Below are 18,523 nucleotides of genomic sequence, written 5' to 3' on the forward strand. Positions count from 1 at the left end.
GGTGGTGGGGCGGACCGGTCAGGCGTGGAAGGGCAGACCGGCGTCGGCGGCCAGCTCCAGGTCGTCGGCGTCGGGCGGTGGCAGCAGCGTCGCCGTTCCGTCGGTGACCGGTACGACTCCGAGCTCCAGCAGCTCGGCCATGGCGGCGCCACCGGCCATGTCACGGACCTGGAGCTGGTAGCGCGCGGTGGTGCGGAAGGCGCCTCCGGCGTCGTCCCCGGTGCGTTGGAGGAAGCCCGAATCGGTGAGGAAGGCGACGGCCTTGCCGACGATACCGGTGGTGGAACCGGCCAGCCTTCGGGCGTCCTTCGTGGCTCCGGTGGCGCTGCGCCGGGCGTAGATACGCCAGGCCGCCTCCAGTCCGGGGGCATCGGTGGCCGGGTCGGTGTTGTCGCCCTGCTCCTGCGCGCGCTCCTCCAGCCGATGGCACGCCTGGCGTACGAACGAGTCGACGCCGTTGACGGTGATCCGGCCGATGTACGCGTCGTCGGCGAGGTCCTCGGGACGGGGGAAGGCCATCGCGGCGACGGCGAGGTGTGCGAGCCCGTGCAGGAACCGGTCGGCGGAGTCGGACGACGCGCGACGGGCGTAGTCGCCCATGCGGACGGCGAAGACCGAGTCCTCACCGGCGGTGACGGCCATTCCGGCGCGGGTGGACACCTCCAGCACGACCAGGCCGAGTCCGGTCGCCACGGCGTCGGCGAGCCGGGCGAAAGCGGGCTCCTCCCGGTAGCGACGGAGCAGTTCGGCGTATTCGGCGTCGCGCGCGGGCAGCAGTTTGGGCTGGAGCCCGAAGGCGACGAGCCGGGCGGCGTCGGCCGCGTCGGCCGGGGTGACGGGTGCGGTGGCGGCGGGCCCGGCCGGGTCCGCGGAGACTGTGCTCTCGGTCGCGTACGCGACGGTCGGCTCGCTCCACGCGTCGGCGTGCTGTGCGCGGTGGTCGCTCACGACTGTCGCTCCTTGCTGCGGAAACTCTTCGGTACGGGGTGGACGGCGTCGGCTCTCGCCCCGTCCGTCCCGATCGGCGCGGCTCCGGCCGGTCCACCGGCAAGGCGGCGACGCTCCCGGACGGGGTGCGCCGGTCGGACCGGCGATTCGTGCGCCTCCCGCGGCGCGGCTCTCATGACGCCTCCGAGCGGTCCGCGGCCATTCCGGCCGCGTCCAGCAGGGCCGTACCCACTATCAGGTCCGCGCCGCCGAACTCCGGGTCGTCGAGCTGCGTCCCGTCGTCGACGGAGAACAACAGACGCTGCTCGCCCTGCCGGTAGGCGGTGCCGACCGGCGGGCTCGCGGCGTGCACCGCGAGCAGGGCGACCAGATACGGCAGTTCGGGATCGCGGCGCCGGGCTTCGGCGAGGAGTCCGGAGAGCCGGCGCGGGGCGTCGTGCTCCAGATCCAGGAGTTCCATGGCGCTCGCGAGCTGCTCCTCGCTGAACCTGCTGTCGTCCGGAGTGGCGATCAGGTCGGGTTCGGGCATCTCGGCGCCCAGGTGCTCGCGTTCCAGGGGTGGCGTGAGCAGCATGTCGACGAGGTCGCCCACCCGCACCGAGGTGGGGGTGCGCAGTCCGGTGCCGTGGGCGAAGAAGGCGTCCGTGACGCGGATGGCGTGTTCGACGGGGAGCGGGAGCAGCGGGCCGACCAGCTGGCCGTACAGATCGAGGCCGGTGCGGGCCGCAGGGGTGGCGAACGCCTGCCGGTCCTGTTCGGCGCGGAACAGCGGCCCGGCTTCCAGCAGCCGGGACTGCAACTGGGTGTGACGGCGGATGCAGTCCTTGACGATGTCGACGAGCTCGGCGGCGCGCCGCTTGTGCTCGGGCTCCTCCGCCTCGTCGCGCGCCTTGCGGATGTTGGTGAGGATCGCGTTCTCGTGGCGGTAGCGGTCGGCGACGTGGTCGAGCGCTTCGGCGATCATGTCGGGTACGGCGTTGAGCCAGTCGACGGCCCGGACGTTGCGTCGGGTGGCCTCCAGCGTCTTGCGCAGGGTCTCCGCGTACTGCACGGTGCGGTAGCGGGCCTGCTCGGCGGCGAGCTGCGCGTCCGCGAGGCGGCCCCGGCTGATGAGGACCTCCAGCTTCACCTCGGCGGCGATCTGGGCGCTGGTGACGTCCGTGTCAAGGGCTCCGACCAGGACGTTGACCGCTTCGTCGGTGGCCCGGAGAAAGACGGTGCCGCCGTGTCCCGGGACCTCTTCGACCAGCTTGAAGTCGTAATCGCGGCGGACATACACCCCATCAGGGCCGAAAGTGCCGTACACCGCACGGAATCCACGGTCGACGCTGCCGACATTGATCAGGTTCTCCAGCACCCAGCGGGCGACCCGCTCGTGCTCGGCGGCCGGGCGGTCCGGGGCCTGGGCGGCGACGCGGGGAAGGACCCTGGTCACTATCTGGTCGTGGTCGGCACCCGTGTCGAAGTCCATGTTGAGGGTGACGAGGTCGATGGCGGCGAGCGCGATCTCGGCCATCGTGTAGATCGTGTACTCACCGGCCAGATTCGCCTTGCGCACATCGAGGTCGTGCAGCGGCGCCGTGCAGGCGAGCGCTCGCAGCCGCCGCGAGAGCCCCTCGTCGGCGGCCGGGCCCGGGGCGGGCCGCGGCCCCGCGCTGAGCTGGGGCGCAGCGTTGTCCGTGTAGGCAGGCGAAGTCACGCTGCACAGATTAGGTCCTCTGACTGACAACGGTCGAAACGGCGCAGAAGCGACCCGTTGCCGGGAGTACGCAGGCGGCGGCCTCACCCCTGTTCGGCGGGGCGCCCGGGACGGCCGTCCGGGGCCGGATCCGGGGCTCCGTAGCCCCCGCCGCCCGGTGTGCGGAGCACGAGCACGTCCCCCCGCTGCAGGTCGGCCGTGTCACAGCCTCGCAGTGGCATGACGGTCCGGCCGTCCGCGCGCTCGACGTACTGCTCGCCCGCAGCGCCGGGTTCGCCGCCCGCCATTCCGTAGGGCCGGACCCGGCGGTGTCCGGAGAGCAGCGCCACCGTGACGGGTTCGAGAAAACGGATGCGCCGCTCCACGCCGCAGCCGCCGTGCCAGCGCCCCGCGCCCCCGCTGCCGTCCCGTACCCGGAAGCTCTCCAGCAGCACGGGGTAGCGCCATTCGAGGACTTCGGGGTCGGTGAGACGGGAGTTGGTCATGTGGGTCTGCACGGCGTCCGCACCGTCGAAGCCGTCGCCCGCGCCCGATCCGCTCGCCACGGTCTCGTAGTACTGGACCCGTTCGTTGCCGAAGGTGAGGTTGTTCATGGTTCCCGAACCCTCTGCCTGGATGCCGAGCGCCGCGTACAGGGCGCCGGTGACGGCCTGGGACGTCTCCACGTTTCCCGCGACGGTGGCCGCCGGATGGACGGGGGCGAGCATGGAGCCCTGCGGAATTCTGACCTCCAGTGGCTTGAGACAGCCGCTGTTGAGGGGGATGTCGTCGGCGACAAGGGTCCGGAAGACGTACAGCACCGCCGCCATGACCACGGATTTCGGCGCGTTGAAGTTCCCCGGCTGCTGCGGTGAGGTGCCGGCGAAGTCGACGACCGCACCGCGCGTGGCCCGGTCCACGGTGAGGGCGACCTCGATGACCGCACCGTTGTCGGTCTCGTAGCGGTAGCTGCCGTCGCGCAGTTGGGCGATGATCCGGCGGACGGACTCCTCGGCGTTGTCCTGTACGTGCCCCATGTACGCGGCGACCGCCTCCGGGCCGAACTGCTCCACCATGCGGCGCAGTTCGGCGATGCCCTTCTCGTTCGCGGCGATCTGGGCGCGCAGGTCGGCGAGGTTGGTGTCCGGGTCGCGGGAGGGGTGGGCCGCACCGGTGAGCAGCTCGCGTGTCTCGGCCTCGCGGAGCCTGCCGTCCCGTACCAGCAGCCAGTTGTCGAAGAGCACCCCCTCCTCGTGGATGGTGCGGCTGAAGGCGGGCATCGAGCCGGGGGTGATGCCGCCGATCTCGGCGTGGTGTCCGCGTGAGGCGACGAGGAAGCGGAGCCGGGGTCCTTCGTCACCGCTCTCGTCGAACACGGGTGTCACCACGGTCACATCGGGCAGGTGCGTGCCCCCGTGATATGGATCGTTGATGGCGTACACGTCGCCGGGCCGCATCGCTCCGCCGTTGCGCCGGAGCACCTCCTTGATGGACTCGCCCATCGAGCCGAGGTGGACGGGAATGTGCGGGGCGTTGGCGATCAGATTGCCCTCCGCGTCGAAAAGGGCGCAGGAGAAGTCGAGCCTCTCCTTGATGTTGACGGAGTGTGCCGTGTTCTCCAGTCGCACGCCCATCTGTTCGGCGATCGACATGAAGAGGTTGTTGAAGATCTCCAGCATGACGGGGTCGACGCGGGTGCCGACGGCCGTCCGGTCCGGGCGCGGGCGGACGCGGGTGAGCAGGAGATGCCCGGTGTCGGCGCGGATGGCCTGCCAGCCGGGGTCCACGACGGTGGTGGCATCCGCCTCCGCGATGACGGCGGGGCCGGTCACGGTGGCCGCGGGGCGCAGTTCCTCACGTCGGTGGAGCGGGGTGTCCTGCCATCGGCCTTCCGCGAACATCCTTACGGTGTCGTGGGGTCGGGGCGGTGAGCTCGCACGAGGAGCACGGTCGGCCGTGCCCGGTGCGTGCCGCCCCGCCGTTCCGGTCGCCTCGACCGACACCGCCTCGACGACCAGGGGCTTGTCCATGGTGAAGGCGTAGCGTGCGCGGTGCTGCGCGGTGAACGCCTCGGCCATGGCGGGTGCGGTGTCCAGGTCGACGGACAGGCTGGAGTCCGTACCGGCGTAGCGCAGGAGGACCCCGGCGTGGGTGCTGATCGCGCTGTCGGGGACGGCGTCGGCCCGCAGTTCGGCGCGGGTGCGGGCGGCGAGTTCGTCGCAGAGTCCGCCGAGCCGGGTCCACGTCGCCTCGTTGAGTTCCGCCTCCACGGACTGTTCGCGCATGGCGGTGGCGTCGGCGAGACCGATGCCGTACGCGGACAGCACGCCGGCCAGGGGCGGTACGAGGACGGTGTCGATGCCCAGGGCGTCGGCGACGGCGCAGACGTGCTGGCCTCCGGCGCCGCCGAAGCCCGTCAGGGCGTAGCGGGTGATGTCGTGCCCGCGCTGTACGGAGATCTTCTTGACCGCGTTGGCCATGTTGAGCACGGCGATCTCCAGGAATCCGGCGGCGACCTCGGCCGCCGTGCGCCGTGTTCCGGTGGCACGCGCCACGTCCTCGGCGAGCGCGTCGAAGCGTTCGCGGACGAGGTCCGCGTCGAGGGGGAGGTCGCCGTCGGGCCCGAAGACGGCAGGGAAGTGTGCGGGCTGGACCCGGCCGAGCATCACATTGGCGTCGGTGACGGTCAGCGGCCCGCCGCGGCGGTAGCAGGCCGGGCCGGGAACCGCGCCCGCGGAGTCGGGGCCCACCCGGTAGCGGTGGCCGTCGAAGTGCAGGACGGAGCCGCCGCCGGCCGCGACGGTGTGGATGTTCATCATGGGGGCGCGCATCCGCACGCCGGCGACCTGGGTGCCGAGTTCGCGTTCGAACGCGCCCGCGTAGTGCGACACATCGGTGGATGTGCCACCCATGTCGAAGCCGATGACCCGGTCGAATCCGGCCTGTTCGGACGTACGGGCCATGCCTACCACACCACCGGCGGGACCGGAGAGCACCGCGTCCTTGCCCCGGAAGTGGGAGGCCTCGCGCAGGCCGCCGTTGGACTGCATGAACATCAGCCGGATGCCCTTGAGTTCGCGGGCGACCTCGTCGACGTACCTGCGCAGGATCGGCGAGAGGTAGGCGTCGACGACGGTGGTGTCGCCGCGTGGCACGAGCTTGATCAACGGACTCACTTCGTGCGAGCAGCTGACCTGGGTGAAGCCCGCCGCGCGGGCCATGGCGGCCACGGCGCTCTCGTGCGCGGGGTGGCGGTAGCCGTGCATCAGGACGACGGCCGCGCTGCGCAGACCGTCGGCCCGCGCGGCGTCGAGCCGCTCGGCCACCGCTTCCCGGTCCAGTGGGGTCACGACCCCGCCGCGGGCGTCGATCCGTTCGGGGACCTCGATCACCCGCTCGTACACGGCCTCGGGCAGCAGGATCCGGCGGTCGAAGAGCCTCGGCCTGTTCTGGTAGGCGATGCGCAGAGCGTCCCGGAAGCCTTCCGTGATGACCAGGACGGTCGGTTCGCCGTGCCGCTCCAGCAGGGCGTTGGTGGCGACCGTCGTGCCGATCTTCACCGTGCCGACCCGGTCGGCGGGGACCGGGTCGGCGGGGCCGAGGCCGAGCAGGCCCCGGATGCCGGCCACGGCGGCGTCGCGGTAGCGGTCCGGGTCGTGGGAGAGCAGCTTGCGGGTGACCAGGTGTCCGTCGGGGTCCCGTCCCACGACATCGGTGAACGTCCCGCCACGGTCGATCCAGAAGTCCCAACGTCCGCTCATCCCCCCATACTGACCCGCTCCACGCACGACGGGCCAGGCGGCGCGGGCGGCTCCCCGGTGACGCACGGCCGTGGAACGCCGCACCGCGCCGCCCCGCTCATGCCCGTGCCTCCGCGATCCCGCCCAGGTCCGGCACCTCGTGCGCGGCCAGGAACGCGGCCACCGAGCGGTCCCAGCCGAAGAGTTCGGCCCGTCGCCTCGCCATGGCCCGGCGCTCGTCCTCCGGGCGCCCGAGCAACTCCCGTACCGCGGCGGCGAACGCCTCTCCCGTGTCCGGGGCGGCGACCCCCGCGGCACCGATCACCTCGGGCAGCGCGGAATTCGCGCTCGCCACGACCGGGGTGCCGCAGGCCAGCGCCTCCAGGGCCGACAGGCCGAACGTCTCGGCGGGTCCGGGCGCCAGGCAGATGTCGGCCGCCGCCTGCAGATCCGCCAGGGACTCGCGGTCCCGCACATGGCCGAGGAAATCTACCGGCAGCCGGTGCGCCCGTGCCCTGCTCTCCAGGCCCGTCCGCAACGGTCCGTCGCCCGCGACGACCAGCGCCGCGCGCACGCCTCGGTGCCGCAGCCCGGCGAGTGCCTCCAGGGCCCGGCCGGGACGTTTCTCGACCGAGAGCCGCGAACACAGCACGAGCAGCACGTCCCGGCCGCGCAGATGCCGGGCGCGCAGGGCGGCGCTGCGCCGGTGGGGGCGGCAGCGTCGCAGGTCCACGCCGAGCGGGGCGCGCACCACGTTGCGCGCGCCGATGCGCAGGAATTCGCGCTCGGCCCATGCGGTGGTGCACACGATCCGGGTGTACGCGTGCGCGCTGCGCGCGTTGAGGCGATCGGCCGTCCGCCCGGCCGCGCCGGCCGGGACGCCCCAGGTGCGCAGCACCCCGTCGGCGGTCTCGTGGGAGACCATCACGGCCGGCACCCCGGCGCGGCGCGCCCACGCCCCCGTCCAGCGCAGCGTGGTGCGGTCGGAGACCTCAAGACGGTCGGGCCGCAGCGTTTCCAGGAGGTGGCGGAGCCTGCGCCGGTCCGCCAGCACGCGGTAGCCGCCGCTGCCCGGAAGGACCGGACCGGGGAGCGTGATCACCCTCCCCTGGGCGGTGCGCGCGTCGCTCGGGGTGTCGCCGGGCACGACGAGCACCGGTTCGTGACCGGCCGCGAGGTAGCCGCGGCCGAGCTCCTCCAGGGCGGTGCGCAGGCCGCCCGACGACGGGGTGACGAAGTTCGCCAGCCGGACGATGACCGCGCGCCGTTCGCGGCCGGTCATGCCGCCGCCGCCGTCCGGTCGCGCAGCACCTCGTCGTAGTGGTCGAGCAGTCGGTCGCCGACGGCCTGCCAGGTCCGGCCCTCGACAGCGGCCCGGCCGGCGGCGCCGTAGGCCGCCGCGCGCACGGGATCGGCGGCGAGTGCGCCGACCGCCGCCGTCACGGCACCGGTGTCGAGCGGCGGGACCAGCAGTCCGGTGTGCCCGTGGTCGACGAGGTCGAGCGGTCCGCCCGCCGCGGGAGCGATCACCGGCACTCCGGAGGCCATGGCCTCCTGCACCGTCTGGCAGAACGTCTCGTACGGTCCCGTGTGGACGAACAGGTCCAGCGAGGCGAACAGCCGGGCGAGGTCGTCCCCGGTCCGGCGTCCGAGGAGGACCGCACCGGGCAGGGCGGTCCGCAGCGATGCCTCACTGGGGCCGTCGCCGACGACCACGACCCGGACCCCGGGTGTCGCACAGGCCCCGGCGAGGAGTTCGACATGCTTCTCCGGGGCGAGCCGGCCGACGTACCCGACGATCCGCTCCCCGCCGGGGGCGAGACGTCGGCGCAGTGCTTCGTCCCGCAGTCCGGGCCGGAACCGTGCGGTGTCGACGCCGCGTGGCCACAGCCGCACCCGGGGCACACCGTGATCGGTGAGGTCACGGGCGGCGGCGGTGGACGGGGCGAGAGTGCGGTCGGCGGCGCTGTGCACGGCGCGCATCCGGCGCCAGGCGGTGTTCTCACCGGTGCCGAGGTAGGTACGTGCGTAACCGGCCAGATCGGTCTGGTAGACGGCGACGGCCGGGATCCCGAGCCTGGCCGCCGCCGCCATGCCGCGTGCGCCGAGCACGAACGGTCCGGCCAGATGGACGAGCTCGGCGCGGTGGGCGGTGAGGGCCGCCGTCAGCCGTCGGCTCGGCAGTGCCACCCGGACCTGGGGGTATCCGGGCAGAGGAAGGGACGGGACGCGCACCACGGGGCAGGGTGCGTCGGCCCGGAAGGCGTCGGAGGGGTCCGGCCGGGACGTGGTCGTCGCGCCGGCCGGGGCGGGGGCGACGACGAGCGGTTCGTGGCCGCGGCCGACGAGGTGCCGGGCGGTCTGCAGGGCACAGTGGGCCACCCCGTTGACATCGGGAGGAAAGGATTCGGTGACGATGACGACACGCATACGGGTGTTGTCGCCGTGCCGGACGTGGCGGAGCCGACTTGGATCTTTCCGGCCGCGGAACGGCCCGTGAGCGTTCGAGCCGAGCGCGCCCCCGACGCGCCGCTCGCCCCTTCGCACCGCGCGCCCCCGACGCGCGCCGCTGTGCGTACCCGGGTCAGGCCGCCGGGGTGTCGGGCCCGATCCTGCTGCGTACCGCCGTCTGCACCTCTGCCTCCTCGGCCGGGTCTGCGGCCAGTCGGCGCAGTCGCTCGGCGACCCTGATGTCGCCGGTCTCCGCATGGAGTGCGGCGACCTCACGGGTGGTCTCCTCGCAGTCCCACAGGCATTCGACGGCGAAGCCGGTGGCGAAGGACGGGTCGGTCGCGGCCAGTGCGCGGGCCGCCCGTCCGCGCAGATGCGAGGAGGACGTCTCCCGGTAGACATGACGCAGCACGGGGGCCGCACAGGCGATGCCCAGCCGGCCCGTTCCGTCGACGAGGGTCCACAGGCGTGGGGCGTCCGGCCCCTCGCCCCTTACGGCCTCGCGGAGTGCGCCGAGGACCAGTGGGGCGTCCTGGGCCCCGCCCCGGCAGGCGAGCACACCGGCCGCGGAGGCGCCGAGCGCGTCGGGCCGCCTGGCCCAGCGCCTGGCACGGTCCACCGCCGCGTCACCGCACATCCGCTCGAAGGCGGCGACCGCCGCGTCGGCGACGGTGCGCGAGACGCTGACCGCGGCGGCCTCGATCAGGTCGAGCACAGCGGGATCCCTGGCCTCGGCCAGGTAGTGCAGCGCGGCGCAGCGGGCGCCCTCGGGGCCGCTGCGGGCGGCCTCGACGATCGTGGACCGGTCCTCGGGACCGGCGACGGCGGCGAGGCAGCGCGCGGCCGGGACATGGAGGACACTGCCGCGTTCGATTCCCTGCTGGGCCCAGTCGAAGACGGCCTGGACGCTCCAGCCGGGGCGGGGGCCGCCGGGCCGCATCTGCCGCTGCCAGCGGTCGAAGGAGCCCTGTTCCGAGGCAGCCCTGATCCTGGCCCCGACCGCTTCGCGCGGGTCGTCGGCCCAGAGCCGCCAGGGGCGGGGCTCGAAGGCGTCCCGTACGGCCGCGGCCAGCTCGGCGGTGCCGTCCTCGGTGTCCGGGAACCGGCCGAGCACGGGTACGGCGAGGGCGCGCAGCCCCGCGTCGTCGTCGCGCAGGGCGAGCTCGTCGAGGGCCCAGGCCCAGTTGGCCCCGGTGGCGGCGTACCGCCGCAGCAGGGCCAGCGCGTCGTCCCGTCCGTACGAGGCGAGGTGGCCGAGCACGGCGAGGGCCAGCCCCGTGCGGGAGTCGTCGGTGTCGAGGTGGTCGTCGGGATCGCACAGGTGGCGCTCGATCTCCTCGATGCCGCCGTCGAGGTCGAGATAAAGGCGTGCGTAGTAGAGCGAGCGGTTCTCCACCTGCCAGTCGTGACGCGGATCGCTCAGGACGCAGTGGTTGAGAGCCGCCAGGGCCTCGGGGCGTGGTGCGGCGAGTGCGTGGAGCGTGCCGTCGCCACGGCCCCTCTGCAGCAGGCCGAGCAGGGTGCCGCTCGGCGCTATGAACGGATCAAACATGGAAAAAGCCTCACATCAAGCTGTCGACGCAACCGGGACTGTGCAGTTCCAAGTGCCGGGTGGGGCACTACGCCGCGCAGCAACATGATCGGCCGACCGCCGTCTTCTGCTTGGTGTAGACCATCTTCCTCTGCCTCTCGTCCGTGGCCCGAACCGGGCCCGAGACGTCATGATGACCCAGCCATTTCGCCACCGCGACCACATTTACGGCGTACCCGGTCAGCGGGCGCCGAAGAGTTCCAGCAGGTCGGCCTTGCCGAACATGCGCGCGGTGTCCAGCGCGGAGGGTGTTCCGGACGCCGGGTCGGCCCCTGCGGCGAGCAGCGCCTCGATCACCGCGCCCTCGCCCTTGAAGACGGCTCCGGCGAGCGGCGTCTGCCCGCGGTCGTTGGCCCGGTCCGGGTCGGCGCCGCGGGCGACGAGGGCGGTGACCGCGGCGGCGTGACCGTGATAAGCGGCCAGCATCACCAGCGAGTCACCGCGGTCGTTGGTCAGGTTCGCGGGGACTCCGGCGTCGACATACGCGGCGAGCGTGTCCGTCTCCCCCCGGCGGGCCAGGTCGAAGACCTTCGTCGCCAGCTCGACCACTTCGGGATCGGGGGTTTCACTCATCGGACGGACCGCCTTCCATTATCCGGTTTCACCACTGTCGACCTGCCGGGCCGTACGCCGTGGGGGCCGTACGAGTGAACCGACAGGGTACTGCCCGGCCGCACACATGACCCGGCCCGCCCGAGGCAGAGGATCACATCCCGCGACGGCGGCGGAGCACGCGGCTCCGCATGTTCCGTCACTCCGGCACCCCAACGACAACCCTTGTCGGCCAATTCAGTGAAAATACAGACTTTTCACTCGAATGCGGCTTTTATCGTATAGATACTTCTGGTGAACCTGGAAGGACTCATGGTGACTGTCCCCCCAACCAGGAGAACTTCTCATGATCCTGTCCATGTCAGGCGTAGTCATCCTCGGCATCATCGTCTTCCTGTTCTTCAGGAAGGACGGCCTCAAGGCGTCGCACGCCCTCGTCACTGCCCTGTTCGGCTTCTACCTGGCGGGCACCGCCATCGCCCCGAGCATCACGGCGGGCGGCGCGAGTCTCGCCGGCCTCCTGGGCGGGATCAAGTTCTGACCCCCCGCGACCGCTCCCACCCCTTCAGGAGACCGACGTGGCCCGGCGACCACTCCCCCGCATTCTGAGCAGCGGCAGCGCCCCGATCGCTCGCAGTCGCGCGTTCGCGCGCACGGCCACCGACAACGCCACCGACGTCCTCCATCCGCTGATAACGATCACTCGTGGTCTGCGGCTGCTCGCCGGTGCCGGACGGCAGAAGTGGGCCGCGACGCCCAAGGACAAGCGTGGTCCGGCGCTGTTCTCCGTCGCGGCCTGCCTGCTCGTCGTCGCGACGATCCCGTACGGGTCCGTGATCACCCTGGTCGCGGTGATGGGCGCCGCCGCGTGGAAGGGGCGGGAGCGGACCCCTGTGAGGACCGGTCCCGACGAGGCCGAGACCGGGCGGCTCCGGTCGCTGTACGAAGCACTCGTGCCGTACTTCTCCGTGGCCGAGGACCCGAGCCCGATGTTCTCCCACGGCGGTGACTGGGACAAGGCCTTCAGCGGATACGAGTTCGACGGCGACGGGCGCCTGACCCGTCTCCGGGTGACGTACCCCGCCTACTTCACCGACAGCGAGGCCGCCTCCCGCAGCCGGATCGAGCGGCTGCTGCACGCGAAGTCGGGCCGCGGCCGGGAGTACCACTTCGCCTGGGACGAGGAGGGCAACCAACTCGTCATGACCGTGCTCGACGCCCTGCCCACCTCGATCGGGGCCCAGCGCTTCGTCACCGCACCCGGTGAGACCGTGCTGGGGTTCACGGACGGCGACGCGGTGCAGCGCACCGTTCCCGTGCACGACGGCGACGCGACCCGCGACGCGCCACCGGTCGTCTGGCGGACGGGAGTCCGCTCCACCGAGCCGCATCTGCTGGCCGTGGGGCAGCCCGGCAGCGGCACCACCACACTGATGCGCGCCATCGCCCTGCAGGCCCTCCAGCACGGCGACATCCTGATCATCGAAGGCAGCGGGACCGGCGAGTACGCCTGCCTGACCGGACGCGACGGCGTGCTGGCCGTGGAGTGCGGGCTGGCCGGCGCGCTGGCGACCCTGGAGTGGGCGGCCCATGAGACGGAGCGGCGACTGATCGCCGCGAACCGGGCACGGCAGTCCGGCCACCCCGCCCCCGACGACATCAGGCGCCCGCTCTGGATCCTGCTGGACCGGCCCAGCGTCCTCGGCCATCTGGCGGCAGCCGACGGCAGGCCGGACCCCCAGGAACTGCTCCAGGTGCCGCTGCGGCACGGCAGGGCGGCCAACGTCACCGTGGTCATGACCGACCAGTTCGACAGCCTGGACGCCCTGGGCGAGACCGTACGGACCCATACCCGCGCCCGGGTCGTCCTCGGCCACTGCTCCCGCGACCAGGTCGAGTCGGTGCTCGGCGTGGAGCCGCACACCACCCCGACGCCGGATGTCCCGCCCGGCCGGGGGTACGCACGTCTCGGCACCGGTCCCGTGCTGCGGCTCCAGGTTCCGGCCACCCCCGACCCGTACGACGAGGCGACCAGTGAGGCACAGCGGCAGGCGGTCCTCGGCCTGCTTCCCGGGCGGCAGGCGCCGGACGGGGCGGCCGTCGCGGTCGAGGCCGTCGAGGAGCCCGTGCCGGTCGAGGTGAGCGTCCCGGACCCGGCGATGCCGCACCCCCTGACCGCGGCCGTCGCCGTCGAGGGCATGAAGGTCGGCGACTGAACGGGCCGGTACGGGGCGGGCGCGGGGGTGACGGTCGGCCCGGCCCGTCGCCGCCGCGCCCGCTCCGCCGGTCAGGCGACGAACGTCCTCGGCGCCTCCACCCCCGCGCCCGCCCCCGAACCCACCAGCCGCGCCGCCGCCGCGAGCCGTGCCGCCGCCTCGTCCGCGACCGGCCCGCCGACCGTGAACGGCAGCCGCACATACCCCTCGAAGGCGCCGTCGACACCGAACCGCGGTCCGGAGGGCACGCGTACGCCTACCCGCTCCCCCGCCACCGCGAGACGGGAACCGGAGAGTCCGCCCGTGCGCACCCAGAGCGTCAGCCCGCCGCGCGGAACGGAGAACTCCCAGTCCGGCAGCTCCCGGCGGAGGGCGGCGACGAGCGAGTCCCGGTTGTCCCGCGCCTGTTCACGGCGGACCTGCACGGCCTCCTCCCAGCCTCCGGTGCGCATCAGCCAATTGACGGCGAGCTGCTCCAGGACGGGCGTCCCCATGTCGGCGTAGGCGCGGGCGGCCACCAGGCTGCGGATCACATCGGGTGCCGCGCGCACCCAGCCGATCCGCATGCCGGCCCAGAAGGCCTTGCTCGCCGATCCGACGGTGAGCACGGTGGAGCCCGCCGGATCGAAGGCGCAGACCCGGCGCGGCATCCGTACGTCGGGGTCGAGATACAGCTCGTTCATGGTCTCGTCGACGACCAGGACCGTACCGGCGGAACGGGCGGCCTCCACCAGATCGCGTCGCCGGTCCTCGTCGGCCAGCGCCCCGGTGGGGTTGTGGAAGTCGGCGACGACATAGGCGAGCCGCGGCGCCGCGTCACGAAGGACCTGCCGCCACCGGTTCATGTCCCAGCCGCCGAGCCCCTCCTCCATCGCCACCGGCACCAGCCGGGCGCCCGCCTCCCGCATCAGCTGCAGGATGTTGGCGTAGCTGGGGGACTCCACCGCGATCCGCTCGCCGCGGCCCGCGAAGAGGTGACAGATCGCGTCGATCGCGCCCATCGCGCCGGTGGTGACCATGATCTGTTCGGGCATGGTCGGGATGCCGCGGCCGGTGTAGCGGTCGGCGATCATCTGCCGCAGCGCGGGCAGACCTGCCGGGTAGTCGCCGTGGGTGTGGGCGTACGGTGCGAGCTCCTCCAGGGCGCCCTGGACCGCCCGGGTCAGCCACGGTTCGGGGGCGGGCAGCGAGGCGCAGCCCAGATCGATCATCGAACCGAGCGACTCCGGGGGAAGCGGTTCCAGGCCGCGTGCGGGCAGCGGGTTGCCCGCGGGCACGGCGGTCCAGCTGCCGGCCCCCCGGCGGGACTCCAGGAACCCTTCCGTCCGCAGCGCCTCGTACGCCGCGGCGACGGTCGTGCGGCTGACGGACAGGGCGAGCGCCAGTTCGCGCTCGGCGGGGAGCCGGGCGGCGACCGGCACCCGGCCCTCGAGGACGAGCAGACGCACCCCGTCGGCCAGCGCGCGGTACGCGGGCGGCCGACGACCACCCGGTACGGCGGACCGGGGCTGTTGGGCCTGGAGCTGCCGGGCGAGCTGTGCCGCGCCGACCGCCGAAGTCCACTGCGCCATGAAAATCAGTCCACCTTCCTCGGATTGGCCATAGTTGGCAGCCAATCCCCTGCCACAGAGTGACATGCGCCAGTCCACTACCACCACATCAGGGGGGCACCTCTTGTCCATCACGCCCGTCCCTCGCGGGGCGCACGTCACACGCAGGCTCATTCAGCTGTACGTCGGCCTCGCGCTGTACGGGGCGAGTTCGGCGCTCCTGGTCCGCGCCGGCCTCGGTCTCGAACCCTGGGGGGTGCTGCATCAGGGGCTCGCGGAGCGCACCGGGGTGTCCATCGGGGTCGTATCGATCATCGTCGGCGCCGTCGTTCTGCTGCTGTGGATACCGATCAGGCAGCGCCCCGGGCTCGGCACCGTCTCCAACGTCTTCGCCGTAGGCATCGCCATGGACGGCACGCTCGCGCTCGTACCCGATGTGCACGGCATCGCCGCACGGATCGCCGTGATGGTCGCGGGCATCGGGGTCAACGGTGTCGCGACGGGGCTGTACATCGCCGCGCGGTTCGGCCCGGGTCCGCGCGACGGGCTCATGACCGGCCTGCATCTGCGTACCGGCCGCTCCATCCGGCTCGTCCGCACCCTGATCGAGGTGGCGGTCGTGGTCACCGGCTTCGTGCTCGGCGGCTCTCTCGGCGCGGGCACGGTGCTGTACGCCCTGACCATCGGCCCGCTCGCCCAGTTCTTCCTGCGTCTCTTCGCCATCGGCGGAAGGCCGGCCGTGGAGGCGGCGGCCGCGTCCGGCGAAAGCGCCACCGACGCCTGCGGGCCGGACGCCGGCGACGTCGCCGTCACCGCCCGGACACCGGATCGGGCCATACTGCCGAAGTGACCTCCGTACGCCACCCCTACCTGGACCATCCCGCGACGATCCCCTTCGCGCACCGAGGCGGTGCGGCGGAGGGGATCGAGAACACGACGGCCGCGTTCCGCCGGGCCGCCGACGCCGGATACCGCTACTTCGAGACCGATGTGCACACCACGGCGGACGGCCGCCTGGTGGCCTTCCACGACAGCACCCTGGACCGGGTGACGGACGCCCGGGGCCGGATGGCCGAACTGCCGTGGAGCGAGGTGCGGCAGGCCAGGGTCGCCGGCCGGGAGCCGCTCCCGCTGTTCGAGGAACTGCTGGAGACGTTCCCCGAGGCCCGCTGGAACGTCGACATCAAGGCCGAGTCCGCCCTGGTCCCGCTGATCGGTCTGATCCGCCGGACGGATGCCTGGGACCGGGTGTGCGTCGGCTCGTTCTCGGAGGCCCGGGTGGCCAGGGCGCACCGCCTCGGCGGGCCCCGGCTGGCCACCTCCTACGGCGTGCGCGGCGTGCTCGGCCTGCGGCTGCGCTCGTACGGCATCCCGGCGGCAGTGCGCTCCGGCGCGGTGTGCGTGCAGGTGCCGGAGAGCCAGAACGGCATCAGGGTGGTCGACCGGCGCTTCGTGCGCGAGGCGCACGCACGCGGACTCCAGGTGCACGTCTGGACGGTGAACGAACCGGAGCGGATGGCAGCGCTCCTCGACCTCGGTGTGGATGGCATCATGACCGATCACATCGAGACGCTGCGCACGGTGCTGAGCGAGCGGGGGGCCTGGGCCTGACGCCGGCCGTGCGGGGTCTCCACGGGGAGAGACGAGGGGGTGCGCCTTGAGCGCCGACACCGCCGAGCCGACGGGACTCACGACGGGTTCCGCCGACGCCGCGAGCCGCAGACGCGAGCAGCGCGGCTGGTATTTCTACGACTTCGCCTGCTCCGTCTACTCGACGAGCGTGCTGACGGTGTTCCTCGGCCCCTATCTGACGTCGGTCGCCAAGGCGGCCGCCGACGCCGACGGTTTCGTCCATCCGCTCGGCATACCCGTGCGCGCCGGATCACTCTTCGCCTACGCGGTCTCCGTGTCCGTCGTCGTCGCGGTGATCGTGATGCCGGTCGTGGGCGCCGCCGCGGACCGGACGGGGCGGAAGAAGCCGCTGCTCGCGGCCGCCGCCTACGTGGGCGCCGCCGCGACCACCGGCATGTTCTTCCTGGACGGTCACCGCTATCTGCTGGGCGCGTTCCTGCTGATCGTGGCGAACGCCTCGATCTCCGTGTCGATGGTGCTCTACAACGCCTATCTGCCGCAGATCGCCGAGCCCGACGAGCGGGACGCGGTCTCCTCCCGCGGCTGGGCCTTCGGGTACACCTCGGGCGCCTTCGTCCTCGTCCTGAATCTGGTCCTGTACACGGGCCATGACTCCTTCGGCCTCTCCGAGTCCGACGCGGTGCGGATCTGTCTCGCGTCGGCCGGCGTGTGGTGGGGCGCCTTCACCATCGTGCCGCTGCGACGGCTGCGCGACCGGCGGGTGACGCCGGGCGGCGAGGGGGCGGTCGGTTCGGGGTGGCGGCAGCTGCTGGCCACTCTGCGCGACATGCGCCGCCATCCGCTGACGCTCTCGTTCCTGCTGGCATATCTCGTCTACAACGACGGTGTGCAGACGGTCATCTCCCAAGCCTCGGTGTACGGCTCCGAGGAGCTGGGGCTCGACCAGACGACGCTGATCACGGCCGTACTGCTGGTGCAGGTGCTGGCGGTGGCCGGAGCGCTGGCGATGGGCCGGCTGGCCCGGGTGTACGGCGCGAAAAGCACGATCCTCGGCTCGCTCGCCGTCTGGACGCTGATTCTCGTGGCCGGCTACTTCCTGCCCGCAGACGCACCGGTCTTCTTCTATGTGCTGGCCTCGGCGATCGGTCTGGTGCTCGGCGGCAGCCAGGCGCTGTCGCGCTCACTGTTCTCCCATCTGGTCCCGCGCGGCAAGGAGGCCGAGTACTTCTCCGCGTACGAGATGAGCGACCGCGGACTGAGCTGGCTGGGACCGCTGGTGTTCGGTCTCGCGTATCAGCTGACCGGGAGCTACCGGGATGCGATCATCTCGTTGGTGATCTTCTTCGTGATCGGTTCCGTCCTGCTCGCGAGGGTGCCGGTCCGGCAGGCCGTGGCGGCTGCGGGCAACCCCGTTCCGGAACGGATTTAGACGTTGAAGTGAAAGGCCGGTAGTGTACGCCTTTGGCCTGCCCGGAGGACCGTTACTGCGAGTGGAAGAAGCCGAACCGTTGGGTGACAACTTCCACTGGATGTGACAAACCGGGCATTGGCGGGTACTTGAACCCTGGGAAACCTGAATAAGCAGCGGCACGACGGGCGACGCATGACCGGCAACGGGAATCTTTACCGCCGACCGGACGTTGACCGGATGACGACGACAGCGACACCTGTCCTGTGGGCGACAAGCCCGGGAGGCACGATTCATGAGTGAGCGAGCTCTCCGCGGCACGCGACTCGTGGTTACCAGCTACGAGACGGACCGCGGCATCGATCTGGCCCCGCGCCAGGCGGTGGAGTACGCATGCCAGAACGGACATCGTTTTGAGATGCCGTTCTCGGTAGAGGCGGAAATTCCGCCGGAGTGGGAGTGCAAGGCGTGCGGCGCCATGGCACTCCTGGTGGACGGGGATGGCCCCGAGGAGAAGAAGGGCAAGCCTGCGCGTACGCACTGGGACATGCTCATGGAGCGACGCACACGCGAGGAGCTGGAGGAGGTGCTGGCCGAGAGGCTGGCGGTTCTGCGCTCGGGAGCCATGAACATCGCCGTGCATCCGCGGGACAGCAGGAAGTCTGCCTGACCGCAGGGCATCGCGACGCGACAGAGCCGCGGGGGGGGGGGGGGGGCCCGGGGGGGGGCGGCCGCCCGCGCCGGGGCGGCGGGCGGGGCGGGGGCGGGCGCCGCGGCCGCGCCCCGGCCCCCCCCC

General features: G+C 72.3%; 14 protein-coding genes. 6 read left to right on the top strand and 8 right to left on the bottom strand.

Annotated features, from left to right (window positions below; translation table 11 throughout):
* Positions 1-18 precede the first annotated feature (18 nt).
* The 7 genes from ACIOHC_RS38260 to ACIOHC_RS38290 form a co-directional block, all read right to left on the bottom strand.
* Positions 19-948 (bottom strand): hypothetical protein, encoded by a 930-nt coding sequence (locus ACIOHC_RS38260; RefSeq protein WP_351083762.1) that lies wholly within the window; start codon positions 946-948, stop codon positions 19-21.
* Positions 949-1,120: 172 nt separating this feature from the next.
* Positions 1,121-2,647, bottom strand: coding sequence for a hypothetical protein (locus ACIOHC_RS38265; protein WP_351083760.1), 1,527 nt, complete (start codon positions 2,645-2,647; stop codon positions 1,121-1,123).
* Between the two features lie 83 nt (positions 2,648-2,730).
* Positions 2,731-6,387: a hydantoinase B/oxoprolinase family protein gene (locus ACIOHC_RS38270; RefSeq protein WP_401846184.1), complete on the bottom strand. Its 3,657-nt coding sequence runs from the start codon at positions 6,385-6,387 to the stop codon at positions 2,731-2,733.
* Positions 6,388-6,484: 97 nt separating this feature from the next.
* Entirely contained in the window at positions 6,485-7,648 is a 1,164-nt protein-coding gene (locus ACIOHC_RS38275) for a glycosyltransferase (RefSeq protein ID WP_401846185.1), read from the bottom strand.
* Positions 7,645-8,796: a glycosyltransferase family 4 protein gene (locus ACIOHC_RS38280; RefSeq protein ID WP_401846188.1), complete on the bottom strand. Its 1,152-nt coding sequence runs from the start codon at positions 8,794-8,796 to the stop codon at positions 7,645-7,647. Before ACIOHC_RS38280 ends, ACIOHC_RS38275 begins: the two co-directional genes overlap by 4 nt.
* A gap of 154 nt (positions 8,797-8,950) precedes the next feature.
* The gene (locus ACIOHC_RS38285) at positions 8,951-10,369 is read right to left on the bottom strand and encodes a HEAT repeat domain-containing protein (RefSeq protein WP_351083752.1); all 1,419 of its coding nucleotides are present in this window, start codon (positions 10,367-10,369) and stop codon (positions 8,951-8,953) included.
* A gap of 219 nt (positions 10,370-10,588) precedes the next feature.
* Positions 10,589-10,981, bottom strand: coding sequence for an ankyrin repeat domain-containing protein (locus tag ACIOHC_RS38290; RefSeq protein ID WP_351083750.1), 393 nt, complete (start codon positions 10,979-10,981; stop codon positions 10,589-10,591).
* 325 nt (positions 10,982-11,306) lie between these two features.
* Here ACIOHC_RS38290 and ACIOHC_RS38295 point away from each other — a divergent pair, with 325 nt between their 5' ends.
* Positions 11,307-11,501 carry a hypothetical protein gene (locus ACIOHC_RS38295; RefSeq protein ID WP_018103962.1) on the top strand — a complete coding sequence of 65 codons (195 nt, stop codon included), beginning with the start codon at positions 11,307-11,309 and terminating at the stop codon, positions 11,499-11,501.
* Between the two features lie 37 nt (positions 11,502-11,538).
* On the top strand, positions 11,539-13,176 hold the full coding sequence (locus ACIOHC_RS38300; RefSeq protein ID WP_401846191.1) for a hypothetical protein: 1,638 nt from the start codon (positions 11,539-11,541) through the stop codon (positions 13,174-13,176).
* Positions 13,177-13,247: 71 nt separating this feature from the next.
* Here the strand turns inward: ACIOHC_RS38300 and ACIOHC_RS38305 are convergent, their stop codons facing one another.
* Positions 13,248-14,747, bottom strand: a complete 1,500-nt coding sequence (locus ACIOHC_RS38305; RefSeq protein ID WP_389638357.1) for a PLP-dependent aminotransferase family protein — start codon at positions 14,745-14,747, stop codon at positions 13,248-13,250.
* Positions 14,748-14,850: 103 nt separating this feature from the next.
* Here ACIOHC_RS38305 and ACIOHC_RS38310 point away from each other — a divergent pair, with 103 nt between their 5' ends.
* From ACIOHC_RS38310 to ACIOHC_RS38325, 4 genes are all read left to right on the top strand, one after another.
* Positions 14,851-15,576: a YitT family protein gene (locus ACIOHC_RS38310; protein WP_401846193.1), complete on the top strand. Its 726-nt coding sequence runs from the start codon at positions 14,851-14,853 to the stop codon at positions 15,574-15,576.
* A complete protein-coding gene (locus tag ACIOHC_RS38315; protein ID WP_351083744.1) occupies positions 15,573-16,337 on the top strand; it encodes a glycerophosphodiester phosphodiesterase in 765 nt (254 codons plus the stop codon). Before ACIOHC_RS38310 ends, ACIOHC_RS38315 begins: the two co-directional genes overlap by 4 nt.
* 46 nt (positions 16,338-16,383) lie before the next feature.
* Positions 16,384-17,748: an MFS transporter gene (locus ACIOHC_RS38320; RefSeq protein WP_376286930.1), complete on the top strand. Its 1,365-nt coding sequence runs from the start codon at positions 16,384-16,386 to the stop codon at positions 17,746-17,748.
* 274 nt (positions 17,749-18,022) lie between these two features.
* Positions 18,023-18,397, top strand: a complete 375-nt coding sequence (locus ACIOHC_RS38325; protein WP_007262928.1) for an RNA polymerase-binding protein RbpA — start codon at positions 18,023-18,025, stop codon at positions 18,395-18,397.
* Positions 18,398-18,523 lie beyond the last annotated feature (126 nt).

This window comes from Streptomyces sp. NPDC088252, assembly GCF_044740965.1.
Classification (GTDB): Bacteria; Actinomycetota; Actinomycetes; order Streptomycetales; family Streptomycetaceae; genus Streptomyces.

Excerpts from the sequence above, each read along its gene's own strand:
- ACIOHC_RS38290 (WP_351083750.1), bottom strand. The coding sequence starts at position 10,981 with ATGAGTGAAACCCCCGATCCCGAAGTGGTCGAGCTGGCGACGAAGGTC.
- ACIOHC_RS38325 (WP_007262928.1), top strand. The coding sequence starts at position 18,023 with ATGAGTGAGCGAGCTCTCCGCGGCACGCGACTCGTGGTTACCAGCTAC.
- ACIOHC_RS38275 (WP_401846185.1), bottom strand. The coding sequence starts at position 7,648 with ATGACCGGCCGCGAACGGCGCGCGGTCATCGTCCGGCTGGCGAACTTC.
- ACIOHC_RS38295 (WP_018103962.1), top strand. The coding sequence starts at position 11,307 with ATGATCCTGTCCATGTCAGGCGTAGTCATCCTCGGCATCATCGTCTTC.
- ACIOHC_RS38270 (WP_401846184.1), bottom strand. The coding sequence starts at position 6,387 with ATGAGCGGACGTTGGGACTTCTGGATCGACCGTGGCGGGACGTTCACC.
- ACIOHC_RS38305 (WP_389638357.1), bottom strand. The coding sequence starts at position 14,747 with ATGGCGCAGTGGACTTCGGCGGTCGGCGCGGCACAGCTCGCCCGGCAG.
- ACIOHC_RS38280 (WP_401846188.1), bottom strand. The coding sequence starts at position 8,796 with ATGCGTGTCGTCATCGTCACCGAATCCTTTCCTCCCGATGTCAACGGG.
- ACIOHC_RS38285 (WP_351083752.1), bottom strand. The coding sequence starts at position 10,369 with ATGTTTGATCCGTTCATAGCGCCGAGCGGCACCCTGCTCGGCCTGCTG.